Raw genomic sequence first — 13,964 nt, 5'->3', positions numbered from 1 at the left:
ACAATTGATATCATCAATCTAAATAGCATAAATCACTCAGTTCATGCTCAATTCTCTTGATATCAGGATCTTTACTATCCCACATTCTTACGTTTGCTTTAGATTTTTCCGGAGAAAAGTGCTCAAGCCGACGTGTGTGGCTCGAAGAGGTCAGCTCCAAGAAATCCATCACACATGCAAGCGTTTCCGAGTAGTTTAGAACCAGGTCTTCAAAGTTTAGCCTCAAGACGTTATTTTGATTTTCAGACTGATCGACATTTTTTCTCATCGTTCTTTGTTTCTTTATGAAAACATCTAAGTCAAAAGCGCCGGATATCTTAGAATAAAGTTCGACATTATCATTGAATCCATTCGAAAACGTTTTACCTGTCATGTAGATATCGCGTACATCTCTATCAACAATAATCGACTTGGCGTTATGGAATAACATGATGGATTGCTCAGGACAATAAGGTTCAAAGGCATTATGCTCAACAACAACGCTAATGTCCGATGGCACGCCCTGAGAATACAACCTAAACAAGTAATCCTTCACTTTTTGATGGAAAGTTGTTTTATCTACCATTCTATAATGAACATTTGGAAACGTTGTTGTTCGAGTAAGTCGAGAGCGTATTTTTAGGAATGCTAAATATAGGCTAGAGACTTGATGAAGTGTATACGGCCAAGGCATGTCCCATGCGACTGACGTAATATCTTCAATAAAGCGTTCTGACTCTTGTTTAAAGTTGACAAACCTGTCGCTATAGCCATAGCGATGTTGAAATAACCTCATCAAGCCCTTTGGATCATTTGAAAGCTTAGCAATAAGTTGTTCAAATTTTCTTAGAGCAATATCTGCAGATATTGGTGACCAAGGGTTCAGAGCTCTATGGAGATCATTCAACCCATCTGGCATACGTAAAAAATCGAATTCAGTCCGAACATTCGGGACACGAATACAATCAAACTCTCGCAGTAAATCTGAATAAGCGGCTTTTCCAGAAAACATGTATCCAGATAAGTCTAAAAAGCACAAGTTCTTGGCGTTATTGTTCATCTTTTACTAAACTTTTGATTTTTCTAGCCGGGTTTCCTGCATAAAAACAATCACCCTCAATATTTTTGGTCACAATGCTGCCTGCACCTACGACTGCACCATCACCGATCTGAACGGGGCCGATAATCACTGCAGAACTCCCAATATAACAATCCTTACCAATAACAATACTTCGGCCGTCATTTGGGACATCATGCAACGACTTTCCTTGCTCAAGCGCTTCCAATCGGCTTAAATGTTTGCCGGTCAATAGCTTCACATCTTCGCCGAAGACCGTATTACTTCCGACAATAATATCCCCTGACGCCGTATTGAAGTAGACGGAAGCTGGGATCTGATCTTTCGCGAGCTCTGGGGACGCTAAAATAATCTTGTGCTTTCCGTGAGCCTGTAGCCTAGGTTGAACCTTAATGTCATATTGACGAGCCATCCCAGTAACCGCACGATAAGTCACTTTTACAAACCATCTCAAGATAGAGTTTAAAAAACTTTTCATTGGCAACCTTTTGATTAATCCAACAAATTGTTGTTATCCAACCCGTCTATGGCGGCCATTCCCATCGCGAGTATCGCCTCTGTCGCTCCACCACCAATATGAGAAGTAATGTAAAAGTTATCCAGAGCGACAAGTGGATTGTCTACTGGAGGTTCAACACAAAGGACATCAAATCCAGCTGCACCAATACTTTTGTCCTTAAGCGCTGCCAGTAGTGCCACTTCATCCACCACTCCACCACGCGCGGTGTTGAGTAGGATACTGCCTTCTTTCATCATGGATAACTCATCTGATGAAATCATATTTCTTGTCGTCTCATCCAACGGGACATGGAGTGTTACGACATCTGATTCTTGTAATAGTGTATCAAGATGAGTAGCTGTAACTTGATGCTTTGAATAGAACTCTTCATCGTTTTCAATATCATAAGCGAGCACGTTACAACCAAAAGGTACCAATAACTTAATCAAATCCTGACCAATGTTACCACATCCGATAACACCTACTGTCTTTCCTGATAGCAACCTACCTTGGGTTTGCGTCCAGACTCCCGCTTTTACATCTCTCGTAGATTGGTCAATTTTCCTGAGTAGCGTGATCGCAAAAGTTAAAGCGAGCTCTGAAACCGCACGTTTGTTGACACCTTTAGTCCAACCAAACCTGACTCCGTGTTTCTTAAGGGCGCTCAAATCTATCATGTCGATACCAACACCATATTTGGACAACACCTTTAAGTCTGGAAGCTGGCTTAGGGTTTCTTCATTTATTGGTTCTAGTGCAGTGATCGCTTTTTCACAGCCAGCAAGAAAATCTACTAACGATTTTCCAGATAGTCGCTCGCCAGCATCATTAAACTTTACGTTTTCATATCGTTCCAATAATGTTTTTCTTAAAGCACTATTTGCAGAAAACGACCTTGACGTAACACCAATTAAAGTCTTATTTTTCACTTTCTCAACTCCAAAAAGCGATCAGCCCCTCACTCAGATTGGTAGCGAGAAGCTAATTTAAACACTAAGCACTAAACACTAAGCACTAAGCACTAAGCACTAAGCACTAAGCACTAAGCACTAAGCACTAAGCACTAAGCACTAAGCACTAAGCACTAAGCACTAAGCACTAAGCACTATATTTTTTCCTAGCTCATTCTTTGCAGCTAATATAAGATCACACACTTCCCTAACTGCCCCAAAACCGCCATTTGTTACCGTCACATAATTTGCATGACGTTTTAATATTGGATGACAATCGGCCACAGCCGCTTTAATTCCCACCAAATCCATTACTGGTAAGTCAACAAGGTCATCCCCTATATAACAAATTTGACTCGGATCTATATTTGTTCGAGCAGTAATATCCTTATAAGCGCAGATTTTATCCTCAACCCCTTGGTAAACTAAATCTATCCCTAAGTATTCCATTCTATCAGCAACAATCTTAGACTCACGCCCTGTAATTATTGCTATATCAACCCCAGATTTCATTAAAGAGCGTAAACCAAAGCCATCTTTTGTATGAAATGCTTTTAGTTCTTCTCCATGATTCCCCAAATACACTCTTCCATCAGATAAAACACCGTCAACATCACAAATTAACAGTTTAATATTCTTTGCACACAACCCTACATTCGGGCTGACTGGTTTATACAATTCAGAAAAAAACTTTAACACTGTAGTCTTACCTAACTCTTAATAACTCTCATCAAGTAAGCACCAACTAAGTGGTCCAACATCATATGGGCATCTTCCGCCGGGCCATACTCCTTAGGTTCAGTGGGAACATGTATTCCTTGGTCGGCTACCACTTTCATTTTTCCGCCATCAAAAGCTGTCAATGCGACAGTTTTTATGGACATCTCTTTTGCAACTTCAAATGCATTCAGGAGGTTCAGTGAATTGCCAGAAGCAGATATAGCCACAACAACATCGCCTGGTTTACCAAGAACCTTCAGTTGGCGAGAAAATATCTCGTCATATCCAAAGTCATTACCGATAGCAGAAATAATTGCTTGGTTATCTGTTAAACTTAGAACTCTAAACGGCTTCTCGTAGTCGTTGGTACCAATAGCGATATCATTTGCAAAGTGGGATGCTGTTGCAGCACTGCCACCATTGCCAATAAAGAATACCGTGTTACCACTTTCACGCGCTTCTAATATTGTTTCGATAAACGCAGAGATCTCTTTGGTATCTATATTTGCAAAAACCTTTGCCATATACTCTATATATGATTTTGCAAAATCGCCGCTGTCTTTTGTATAAAATCTGTCTACATTATTCATATCAGTTCTCTAAAGGTTGTACTTTTGTTTCCATACTTTATCCGCTTTGTATATACCATACACAAGCTTCATTGTATTGAGCGCATCAGATGATGAGCCCGTTTCCACTTTTTTGTCATTGTGTACACAATCATAAAAGTAAGCTATTTCTTTCTCCCATGAAGGGTCTTTGTTGTATCGAGTAATAACTTCAATAGGATCACCCATATCATTATCAGGATCTGCTTTAACCACACAGAGAGTTTCAGCTCCATAGCTTTTAGATCCAGATAAAATTCCACCCATAATAACACTTCCTTTTTCGAGTGTAATTTCTAAATGGAACTTATGCCTCCACTGGGTAGCGGAAGAATTCAGCATACCAACGATGCCATCCTCAGTTTTCATAAGCGCATAGGCATTATCTTCAACATCGTAACCCCAATGAGAATTTGAGATGTAGCTGTGTATTTCCGTAAACTCACCTGCAAATAGCCTCATTAAGTCCACCATATGAATACCCTGATCCAGTAGGACTCCACCACCTGCTATTTCACGCTTAGTTCTCCAGTCAGGTTGATTAAAAGTAATCAACTGTGACTTTCCATAAACACCGCGAAGATTGATAATATTACCAAGTTCTTTGGAACGAACGAGTTTCAGTGCGTCCTGCACGGCATCATGGTAACGATGATTAAAGCCATACATTAACTTTAAATTTGAATGCTTAGTTTCTGCTTCAATGACACATTCGATATCTTCAACTGTGCGACCAGGTGGTTTCTCGCAGAATACGTGCATACCTTTGTTTAAGCCTGCAATAGTAACTTCAGGAGCAATTTCATTTGTCATGCAAACGATCAAAATGTCCAAATCCTCTTGGAGTAACTCTTGATAAGTTGAATAACAATTAATATTAGTCTCTAATTTGCTCTCTTCATTTTCGATATTTTTATCACAAACTGCTATTAACTCCATACCTGTATGCTTATCAACACAAGCCTTTCGTCTTTTGCCAACAACACCAAATCCTGCTATACCAACTTTTAACATCTTTATACCTTTATTTTTTCCCCAGTACCCAAGCGTGAGAGCTCAATTTATTTTCGATTAGAAAAGTTTGAAAACGTTTTGATAATTCAGAGTCATCAACAATAGTGCGAGTGAACTTATCCACAGCAAAGTCAGGACCAAGGTCCAAGAGTTTATTCTTCACTATATCTACATCTAAAACACCAGGGGTAGTGATTTCTATGCTGTGCAAACCTGCTCGCTCAAATAACATCTGAAATCCTTCAATAGATAAAAAGTTAATATGGTGAGGTGGCGATATGCTATTAGACTTGTCCCAAAGTGTTTGAATATCAAAGCCGCTAGCACTAAGTGTGCTAATAAACAGGTGTCCCCCCGGCTTAACAAATTTTGTTAAGGTCTTGATGAATTCAAGTGGTTCATAAACATGCTCTAGAACCTCAAAGCATACGACCAAATCAGCGTGACCATCATAACCTTCGACATCCTCAGCCATACTTTCAATGACTTTGAAGCCTTTATTTCTGCATTCCTGCGCCAAGTTCTCTGAAGGCTCTATAGCGATCACTTCAGAGTCTGGATTAACTTTGGTCCACTCTTCCAAAAAAATTCCGTAGCCAGAACCAACCTCTATAACATTTTTCATTTCAGCATTTGCAGCTTGGCACAATTGCATCAGTTTCTCTACTCGAGGTTTAAATATCGTATCCCTTCTCTTTTCAGCAACAGCAGGAAAAAACACTTCGGCCCAATATTTTGCCGACTTAGAGTTTGAATAAAAATGAGTAAATTCTGAAAACTCTGGCCGTGGTGTTAAAAAAAGTGTCGAACAATTTTTACACGTCGAATAAGAAAAACCACATTTATCAAATTCTTTTCTAACATGATGATGTCCACAGGCAACGCAATTAAAATCGACTTTCACGCCTGAGTTAAAGCATGTAGTGATATCTTGCTCACTAAGAAGGATATAGTTTTCCATCAGCTCTTTAGGTCTAATATCATTCTCTTTCATTATCGATACTTCTCAAAAAAAACATCCGTTTTAAGAAGTTTATCAACTTCTAGAGCTTCTTCAGGAGTATCGACACCTATATACTTATTCTTGCTCGGTATCATGCGAATCTTTCCACCGTTTTCTAGGACACGATTCATATCTATCGACTCAATAGCTTCGAGAGTCGTTTGCTCCTGGCTATTAAACCTAAGTAGTGCTTCTTTTTTGAAGCCAATAATACCAATTTGATTGTACCTAGGAACACCGCTGCTCCCTTTCCAACAAGATGGAATAGGTTCACGAGATAAATATAAAGCATCGTTATTGGAATCACAGACTACTTTTACATTATTGTAACTTTCAAATGCATCTTGACTATCAATCTCTGACATAAGATTTGCAATAGATACAGAATCATTTTTGATCAACGAGTCGGTAAGAGATTCTATGTCAAGCGGATTAAGTAACGGTTCGTCTCCTTGTACCATGATGATGGTATCAATAGTACCGATCTCAACTTCTAACTTTGTAATCGCTTCAGCAGTACGATCTGTTGCTCTATCGTGAGAAGGTGAAGTCATTACAAAGTCACCTCCGATGCTAGATACATAGTCTGCGATTTCTTGATCACATGTTGCTACGTAAACCCGGTCAATGTTGCGACACATCTTGGTTCGAAAATAACAATGCCCAACCATAGGAATACCATTTATTTTTTCCAATGGTTTACCAGGGAAACGAGTCGAGCCCATTCTAGAAGGTATAATAGCTATCGTAGTCATTTATTCAATTCCTCTTTAAATGATGTTACACCTCTGCCCAACCCGTCATTTAATAGTTTAAAATCCACACTGTAAGCAATGAAGTTGTAACCTTGACGACACAAGCCTTTCAGCTTCTCACAGTCCGGTTCTACAAGGTGATAACCTGAAGGGCAGCCAACCTGTAGACCAACCTTTTCAATTTGAGCAAGTACTTTTTCGAATTCAGGAGCTTCAAATTGTCCAGGGATCCCCATTGAACAAGATAAATCATAAGGGCCCACCATAAACCCATCAACCCCGTCAGTAGTCAGAATATCTTCCAAGTGTTTTACCGCAAAGATATTCTCAATCTGAACAATCACCAATGGTTGAGTTTTCTGCCATTCATAGTGTTCTTTGAAGGTTCTTCCATATTCTTGAGCTCTTCCCAAGCCAACTCCCCTGTTACCAAGTGGGGCGTACTTAACGGCTTTTACAGCTCGCTCAGCTTCTTCTGGAGTATTAACAGAAGGAACAATGATACCATGAGCGCCTGCGTCCATAACACGCTTAATCTGATTTTCATTATTCGATGTTAATCTGACAAGGGGGGAGCTACCACATAAGTCAATAGTACGGATAAGCTCCCCCGCAGTTTCTATTGAGATTGTCGTGTGTTCTAAATCGACAGCAATCCAGTCAAAACCAGAGCTAGACATAATTTCCGCTATAGCGTTATGCCCAATGGTAAGCCATGTTCCTAAAACAACCTCACCATTTGATAATTTTTTCTTTACTTCAGATTTATAGTTCAAAACATCCACCTAGTTTTCACAAATTAGTTTTTACTAACATACCACTTAATGCTCTTCTTTGATGAAAGCTGAAATATAGGCATTTTAGAATTGTTATTCTCTTTTGCCATCTCAGCGATGCTCTCTTTTTCTTTACCTAAAGCAATAACCCAATGCTCTTCACTTTTATTGAGTGCATCCATAGTTAGAGATAGTCTCTCTCCTACCTTAGGAACGTGACAAGAAAAACAGTAATCTCCTTGCACGAGCACTTCACTCATAGGAAACACAGAAGCCACATGGCCGTCAGATGCGGTACCTAATATAGATAAATGTATTGTTTTATTATATAAAATTTTTAATTTATCATCCCAATCAAGAACACTTTCTTTCAGGCTAAAATTTGTTTTAGGATATATATACTCAAGGCAATTAACATTCCTAACAAAGTGTCTCCAACATTGGCCAGAATTATTATTCTTGTCTATGAAATCTAGATACCTTTCATCAACCATAATGAATCTACATCTGCTAGCATAAGTGACGAAATCTTGATTTAATAATAGTTTCTCATATATAAGTAATGGAGTATTACCACCACTAACATATATATTAACCTCATTTATCTCATTCAGTTTTTCTTTTAGAAACATAGCTAAGTCTTTAGAGATTTTTTCGATAGCTTCTTCTTTGCTCTCGCTAGAGACTAACTCTACTTTACAAGCATCGTTATAGACTTCCATTTTTATATTACAACCCCGAGTAATCATAATACCAATTCTAGATGTTGCTAAAATTCACATAACTCAATGAGACACACTATCTAACTGCCTAGTTTGACACTAATAAACGCTTTTGAAAAGCTCAGCAAAACCATACTTGTGCATACCCTCTGGTAATTCACGCCAAAGCAAACAAGGTTATCTACCAATCAACGGTTGATTACAACATATTATGCTTTGATTTACCTCTGGAAGAACAACTAAAGTCAATGATAGAATTTACATAATTTAGCATCTGGGGAAAACAATGATCATCGTAACTGGCGGTGCTGGCATGATTGGCAGCAACATCATCAAAGCACTTAACGAGCAAGGCATTAATGACATTTTAGTTGTCGATAACCTTAAAAATGGTAAAAAGTTTCAAAATCTTGTTGATCTTGATATCGCTGATTACATGGACCGTGATGATTTCCTGACTCAAATCATGGCAGGGGACGACTTTGGCCCTATCGAAGCCGTTTTTCATGAAGGTGCCTGCTCTGCTACCACGGAGTGGGATGGTAAGTACATGATGCTCAACAACTACGAGTATTCCAAAGAGTTGCTTCACTACTGCTTAGATCGTGAAATCCCTTTCCTATACGCTTCTTCTGCCGCAACCTATGGCGAAACCGACAAGTTTATTGAAGAGCAGCAATACGAGGGTGCGCTCAACGTTTACGGCTACTCGAAACAGCAGTTCGATAACTATGTACGCCGCATTTGGCAAGACGCCGAAGAGCACGGCGAAAAACTGTCTCAAGTCACAGGATTCCGTTACTTCAACGTTTACGGCCCGCGCGAGCAGCATAAAGGCTCGATGGCTTCGGTCGCATTCCACCTCAATAATCAAATGAATGCAGGCGAAAACCCTAAGTTGTTTGCCGGTAGCGAGCACTTTAAGCGCGATTTTGTATACGTCGGCGATGTTGCCGCAGTGAACCTTTGGTTTAAGCAAAATGGCGTATCAGGTATTTTTAACCTAGGTACAGGTAACGCCGAGTCTTTTGAAGAGGTGGCCAAATCAGTGATTGCTTATCATGGCAAGGGGGAAGTAGAAACAATTCCGTTCCCTGACCACTTAAAAGGCGCATACCAAGAATATACTCAGGCCGATCTGACTAAGCTACGTGCAGCGGGTTGTGATCACCAGTTCAAAACGGTCGCTGACGGTGTGGCCGAGTATATGTCGCTCATCAATAAGTAGTATCACAACTTCAAATATCCAGAGTTCCTGCTTTGAACTCTGGATATTTGCGGATTAGAATACGGCGTTTACAATAGTCTCGTGGGTCAACTGATGAATATTTTAATGGCACTGTCGCAGTTAGAAGTCACGGGGGCAGAAGTGTATGCGACAACTGTAGGCAATCAGCTAACCAAACGCGGTCATACTGTTCATTATGTTTCAGACACTCTGACCAAACCTTTCGTGGGCAAGTTCTTTAAGCTTCGCTTCAATAAACGCAGTATCCCGCGGCGATTTTGGCATGTGGCCTATCTTGTCTATCTGATTAAAAAGCACAACATTCAACTTGTTCATGCTCACTCGCGTGCATCAAGCTGGAGCTGCCACCTGGCCTGTAAAATTACAGGCACGCCAATGGTCACAACGGTACATGGCCGCCAACCGGTGCATCGCTCGCGTAAGGCATTTCATGCCATGGGTGATAAAGCGCTACCTGTATGCGAAGCGATCAAACAGCAACTTATTGAAGAGCTAAGTGTACCCGCGTCGCAGTTAACCGTTAGTCGTAATGGTATTGAGACCCAAGCATTTTCCGCAGCCGAGCCCCCTAAAAACGTCAAACCGATTATCACTATTGTTGGTCGCTTAACTGGTCCTAAAGGGGATTTATGTTACCGCTTGTTAGATGAATGCCTCGACCTCGATAAGTACGATGTGCGCGTGTTAACGGGCTCCGCAATGGAGGCCAGATTTGAGAGGTTTACCAGTAAAGTCTCTTTCCCTGGTTATACCAACGATGTTGCTCAGGTTCTGCATCAGTCAGATCTCGTCATTGGCGCAGGTCGAGTGGCTATGGAATCTTTACTTTGCGGTCGACCGACTTTAGCGATTGGCGAAGCGATTTCAATCGGTATAATCGATGAACAGAATCTAGCTCACGCGATGGCGACAAACTTTGGCGATATCGGCCCCAATATTCTTGATATTGATTTTGGCTCCATTGCTCAAGAAGTAGAAAACGGGTTGAGCCATTCAACATGCGCACTGTCAGTCACAGAAAAAATTCGAGACAACTACGATCTCAATAATGTTGTCTCTCAGGTAGAATTTATTTACCAAGATGTGGTGATCAGCAAACTGCGAAAAGAGATGCCTATCTTGATGTATCATCGCTTCATCGACAACGAATCGAAAAAAGGCACACGCGGCCCATACATCGATATTAAATTGTTTGAAAAGCATCTTCAGCTGCTAAAGCGCTTGGGCTTTGAGAGCCTTACTTTTGAAGATTTCGCAAATAAAGGGACTATCGAAAGACTCAAGCCAAATAAGCGTTACTTTATGCTAACGGTGGATGATGGCTTCGTCGACAACTATGAGCTGATGTTACCTCTGTTGAAGAAGTATGGTTTCAAAGCCGTCGTCTATGTCGTTACTGGCGAGACTTATAACCGCTGGGATGTTGAGGCAAGCGAGACCCCGGACAAGCCCTTCCCCTTAATGAGTAACGAACAGATTAAAGCAATGTCTGACTCTGGCTATATTGAGATTGGTGGCCACACTCTGACCCATCCGTTTTTGAGTAAACTTTCATATGAAGAGCAAAAGAGTGAGATTGAACAAAATAAGCGCGAGTTGGAATCAATCACTGATAAAGAACTGACTTCATTTGCCTACCCGTATGGTGACCTAAACGAGAACTCAAAAGCCATCGCTCGCGAGTTGGGCTTTGAGTTTGCAGTTGCGACCAATAGCGGCCCCCTTGCTTTTCATCAAGACTTATACCAAATACGCCGTATCGCTATTTTTCCAAAAACCTCTGTGCTGGGGCTGTGGAGGAAAATAAGCGGCCATTATGTATTTCGAAAAAACAAATAGCAGGTTTCTATGGCAAACTTTTCTCTGCTCGCGCGTCTTCGTAACAAAATACGTATTAGCTCTGGCAATACGGTAGAAATTGGCCAAAAGACTCGTATACGTTACTGCGACATTCATATTACAGGCAGTGGCAACAAGTTGGTGTTCAAAGATGGTGCTAACTTAAAAGGTGTCACTATCGAGCTAGATGGCAATGATTGCACGCTAGTTATAGGCAAAGATTGTGTAATTGGAGAAAACTGTTTTATTTCTTGTCGAGAAAGAGGCACACAACTTACGATAGGTGACAACTGTATGTTTTCACGTAACGTCAAACTAATGACCAGTGATGGGCACAACATTATCCAACAGGGCCAACGGATCAATCCAGCCAAAAGCATTCATATCGGCGATAACGTCTGGCTGGCAGACAACGTTACTGTATTAAAGGGGGCGTCTATTGGTAATAACTCTGTGGTAGGAATTAATTCTACGCTAACTAAGAGCATTAACCACAACGTAGTTGCTGTTGGTAACCCAGCTAGAGTGATACAAGAAAACACTAGCTGGGAAAATGAACTGACTTATTAGGTTATTTATCGGTTCTCTCTGATTTTTTGCAACTTATTGCTAAAGGCGTCTAACTGCCTTTTCATTCGAGTTAGCTGCTTCTGCACTTTTTCTAGCTTCTTGTTACTCAGCTTAGAAAAAAGCCAATAAGACCATGAGTTATCTACACCACTTTCTTCCTCTTTTAAATAACTTGGTAGTGGTAAAGTACATACAAAATCAGGTAACGACGCCATATTAGCTTTCAGATGATTACTTCCCGTTGTACGAACAACTGCGTAAGGAAATTGATAGAATCTAGGAACTGCTCCTGATTGAACTAAAGCCTCTAGAAAACTTGCTTCAGGTGCACTAATTCCACCTTTATTCACCTTAGTGAAATCCACGTAAAAGCGCTCAAATTTATCATTTTTTAACTCAAAGAAGTGGTCTAGTGTTTCTGGTTTTGCTATGTAAAAGAGATCTGAAGCAAGAGGTGTCATCACCTTTTTGTGCTCTTGACTATGTTGATGAGAGCCGCTCGAGAAGTGAATGGTACTACTGGTACAATAAGAGAATTCATCTAAATATAGATCAAGATCTAAGTGGGCTAACGGCATAACATCAGGTCTCAAGACAACAACCAAATCATATTTAATATTATGATCTTGAGCATATTTTTTTCTAAGACAATTCACTCGGTTTTGCGAGTGTGACATCGCCTTCATGCCACGCAACGAAATGTTGTTATTTTCGTTAAAAAAGCCAGGGCAATCAATTGTGTTATTGTCTTCAATTTCCAATCGCACTGGTTTATAAAGCTCACGTAACCTAGCTTGATTGGTTCCTTTGGTAAACTGTGCACTGTTCGTTTTTTTGTGCCAGCTTGGATCGCAGTGTTCTTCTTCTGACCAGGTATGGATAAAAACATCGCAGTCATACAGACTCAAAATATGAGCTTTCAAATAGGGGGCTACTATTTCATAGCTTCTTAAATGGCCAAACAGTTGAACCGCAACTTTCACGATACTTCCCCTTTCCCAGTGTCATTGGCAGCGTTTGAATAAAGAATGAGAGCCACAAAAGCGTATAGTATGACTGTATGGTTATATAAAAACATTGAATCAAACCACAAACATATAGCGGTGTACGTCGAGATGTACATCCCTAGCCGCGTAACTCGACCTGAAGCAATTACTGTTGGTAGAAGGATAAACGTTGAAATAAAAAATACGCCAATTAAACCACTGTCGACAAGTGTTTGAATGAATTGGTTATGAAAATTTGGGTTCGGATGCACCAAAAACTGCTTAAGATAGCTTGGCGCAAGCCCTTCAGCTATTAACACTGAGGAATATTGAGAAATGTTCGATTTCGAATGACCAAAAACAAGACTATCTTGACTAATTTTCAATCCTGCTTCCCAGAGCTTAACCCTCATACCTGTCGAAGAATAATAGTTGTCATGAGATAAATTTTGCACTTGCTCAAAGGCATCGACAACTCTTATTCGAACATCATCTACTTGCCACAGTAGTGTCGAAACCGAAATAACGATAGCCAAGACTGAAAATATATTTTTTTTGGTAGGGTATTTAAGTATAAAATGTGTCAGAAAAACCAAACTAATGATTGCTAGTGATAAGTAAGTTGCTCTAGTTTGACTTAGCACAACCGCGCACAACACAAGAGGCAAAGCAAATAGTAAGAAAAACAGCTTAACTCGGTCGATATCCTTCGACAAACTAGAAATAAAAGAGCCGACCATAACAAGCATTGACAATCCGCTATAGTAGGAAAAAGGAATAGGATTCACCGTCCGGTAACCAACTCTAATTTCACCCAAAGCATATACTTCGTAGAGTGCTAAAACACCACTAGAAACACACCCAAGCCAAGCTAAGTAAAACAATGAATCATTTGAAAAATTTCTTGTAGGAACAACAAAAAAATAGATCAACACAAATAGCATTGATCTGGGAAGATCTGAATTTCCTTCATTAAAATACTGCATGAAGAAAAAATACAAACATGCAATTATACCAACAACAAAAAAAGTTGATTTTCTCTTAAATTCTTGTGCAAGATCTTTCCTATGAAAAATCAAACAATATAATACAACTAAAAAAATGGCGCGAGAAATTAAAAACTTAGAATCATGAAAGTTAAAGATGACTGAGAATGTAATTATTATAGGGCTAAATAAAAATAACTTTTCTAAAATTAATGGGCTGTTTTTCATCG

15 protein-coding genes are annotated in these 13,964 nt (G+C 39.9%); 3 read left to right on the top strand and 12 right to left on the bottom strand.

The genetic code is table 11. The annotated features are described in order from the left end of the window. Positions 1–13: 13 nt before the first annotated feature. The 10 genes from MTO69_RS00690 to MTO69_RS00645 form a co-directional block, all read right to left on the bottom strand. Positions 14–1,039 (bottom strand): sulfotransferase domain-containing protein, encoded by a 1,026-nt coding sequence (locus tag MTO69_RS00690; RefSeq protein WP_248330236.1) that lies wholly within the window; start codon positions 1,037–1,039, stop codon positions 14–16. Continuing rightward, entirely contained in the window at positions 1,029–1,535 is a 507-nt protein-coding gene (locus tag MTO69_RS00685) for an acyltransferase (protein WP_248330234.1), read from the bottom strand. The genes MTO69_RS00690 and MTO69_RS00685 overlap by 11 nt, the downstream gene beginning before the upstream one ends. A 14-nt stretch (positions 1,536–1,549) precedes the next feature. Then, a complete protein-coding gene (locus MTO69_RS00680) occupies positions 1,550–2,485 on the bottom strand; it encodes a phosphoglycerate dehydrogenase (RefSeq protein WP_248330232.1) in 936 nt (311 codons plus the stop codon). A gap of 162 nt (positions 2,486–2,647) precedes the next feature. Then, positions 2,648–3,205, bottom strand: a complete 558-nt coding sequence (gene kdsC, locus MTO69_RS00675; protein ID WP_248330230.1) for a 3-deoxy-manno-octulosonate-8-phosphatase KdsC — start codon at positions 3,203–3,205, stop codon at positions 2,648–2,650. Positions 3,206–3,216: 11 nt separating this feature from the next. After that, positions 3,217–3,816 (bottom strand): D-sedoheptulose-7-phosphate isomerase, encoded by a 600-nt coding sequence (locus MTO69_RS00670; protein WP_248330228.1) that lies wholly within the window; start codon positions 3,814–3,816, stop codon positions 3,217–3,219. Between the two features lie 9 nt (positions 3,817–3,825). Further along, entirely contained in the window at positions 3,826–4,848 is a 1,023-nt protein-coding gene (locus MTO69_RS00665; RefSeq protein ID WP_248330226.1) for a Gfo/Idh/MocA family protein, read from the bottom strand. A 10-nt stretch (positions 4,849–4,858) separates the two neighbouring features. After that, positions 4,859–5,842, bottom strand: a complete 984-nt coding sequence (locus MTO69_RS00660) for a class I SAM-dependent methyltransferase (RefSeq protein WP_248330224.1) — start codon at positions 5,840–5,842, stop codon at positions 4,859–4,861. Beyond that, positions 5,842–6,606: a 3-deoxy-manno-octulosonate cytidylyltransferase gene (locus MTO69_RS00655; RefSeq protein WP_248330222.1), complete on the bottom strand. Its 765-nt coding sequence runs from the start codon at positions 6,604–6,606 to the stop codon at positions 5,842–5,844. Before MTO69_RS00655 ends, MTO69_RS00660 begins: the two co-directional genes overlap by 1 nt. Beyond that, the gene (locus tag MTO69_RS00650; RefSeq protein ID WP_248330220.1) at positions 6,603–7,382 is read right to left on the bottom strand and encodes an HpcH/HpaI aldolase family protein; all 780 of its coding nucleotides are present in this window, start codon (positions 7,380–7,382) and stop codon (positions 6,603–6,605) included. Before MTO69_RS00650 ends, MTO69_RS00655 begins: the two co-directional genes overlap by 4 nt. A gap of 23 nt (positions 7,383–7,405) precedes the next feature. Then, a complete protein-coding gene (locus MTO69_RS00645) occupies positions 7,406–8,104 on the bottom strand; it encodes a 6-phosphogluconolactonase (RefSeq protein ID WP_248330218.1) in 699 nt (232 codons plus the stop codon). A 286-nt stretch (positions 8,105–8,390) separates the two neighbouring features. Between MTO69_RS00645 and rfaD the strand changes: the two genes are divergently transcribed. The 3 genes from rfaD to MTO69_RS00630 all read left to right on the top strand — a co-directional run bounded on the left by rfaD (position 8,391) and on the right by MTO69_RS00630 (position 11,762). Next, positions 8,391–9,332: an ADP-glyceromanno-heptose 6-epimerase gene (gene rfaD, locus MTO69_RS00640; RefSeq protein ID WP_248330216.1), complete on the top strand. Its 942-nt coding sequence runs from the start codon at positions 8,391–8,393 to the stop codon at positions 9,330–9,332. 93 nt (positions 9,333–9,425) lie between these two features. After that, a complete protein-coding gene (locus tag MTO69_RS00635) occupies positions 9,426–11,192 on the top strand; it encodes a polysaccharide deacetylase family protein (protein ID WP_248330213.1) in 1,767 nt (588 codons plus the stop codon). A gap of 9 nt (positions 11,193–11,201) precedes the next feature. Further along, positions 11,202–11,762 (top strand): acyltransferase, encoded by a 561-nt coding sequence (locus tag MTO69_RS00630; RefSeq protein WP_248330211.1) that lies wholly within the window; start codon positions 11,202–11,204, stop codon positions 11,760–11,762. Positions 11,763–11,767: 5 nt separating this feature from the next. Here MTO69_RS00630 and MTO69_RS00625 read toward each other — a convergent pair whose 3' ends face one another. After that, positions 11,768–12,745, bottom strand: coding sequence for a hypothetical protein (locus MTO69_RS00625; protein ID WP_248330209.1), 978 nt, complete (start codon positions 12,743–12,745; stop codon positions 11,768–11,770). Then, the gene (locus MTO69_RS00620; protein ID WP_248330207.1) at positions 12,742–13,962 is read right to left on the bottom strand and encodes an O-antigen ligase family protein; all 1,221 of its coding nucleotides are present in this window, start codon (positions 13,960–13,962) and stop codon (positions 12,742–12,744) included. Before MTO69_RS00620 ends, MTO69_RS00625 begins: the two co-directional genes overlap by 4 nt. Between the last annotated feature and the right edge of the window lie 2 nt (positions 13,963–13,964).

Origin of the sequence: Vibrio sinaloensis, assembly GCF_023195835.1 — a bacterium.
GTDB classification, from domain to species: domain Bacteria; phylum Pseudomonadota; class Gammaproteobacteria; order Enterobacterales; family Vibrionaceae; genus Vibrio; species Vibrio sinaloensis_C.
Note: the sequence above shows the minus strand (reverse complement) of the source record. Positions and strands in the feature narration are given on the sequence as shown.

Bases quoted from the DNA above. Each gene is read 5' to 3' on its own strand.
- MTO69_RS00690 (WP_248330236.1), bottom strand. From the start codon at position 1,039: ATGAACAATAACGCCAAGAACTTGTGCTTTTTAGACTTATCTGGATAC.
- MTO69_RS00685 (WP_248330234.1), bottom strand. From the start codon at position 1,535: ATGAAAAGTTTTTTAAACTCTATCTTGAGATGGTTTGTAAAAGTGACT.
- MTO69_RS00670 (WP_248330228.1), bottom strand. From the start codon at position 3,816: ATGAATAATGTAGACAGATTTTATACAAAAGACAGCGGCGATTTTGCA.
- MTO69_RS00665 (WP_248330226.1), bottom strand. From the start codon at position 4,848: ATGTTAAAAGTTGGTATAGCAGGATTTGGTGTTGTTGGCAAAAGACGA.
- MTO69_RS00660 (WP_248330224.1), bottom strand. From the start codon at position 5,842: ATGAAAGAGAATGATATTAGACCTAAAGAGCTGATGGAAAACTATATC.
- MTO69_RS00655 (WP_248330222.1), bottom strand. From the start codon at position 6,606: ATGACTACGATAGCTATTATACCTTCTAGAATGGGCTCGACTCGTTTC.
- MTO69_RS00645 (WP_248330218.1), bottom strand. From the start codon at position 8,104: ATGGAAGTCTATAACGATGCTTGTAAAGTAGAGTTAGTCTCTAGCGAG.
- rfaD (WP_248330216.1), top strand. From the start codon at position 8,391: ATGATCATCGTAACTGGCGGTGCTGGCATGATTGGCAGCAACATCATC.
- MTO69_RS00635 (WP_248330213.1), top strand. From the start codon at position 9,426: ATGAATATTTTAATGGCACTGTCGCAGTTAGAAGTCACGGGGGCAGAA.
- MTO69_RS00630 (WP_248330211.1), top strand. From the start codon at position 11,202: ATGGCAAACTTTTCTCTGCTCGCGCGTCTTCGTAACAAAATACGTATT.
- MTO69_RS00620 (WP_248330207.1), bottom strand. From the start codon at position 13,962: ATGAAAAACAGCCCATTAATTTTAGAAAAGTTATTTTTATTTAGCCCT.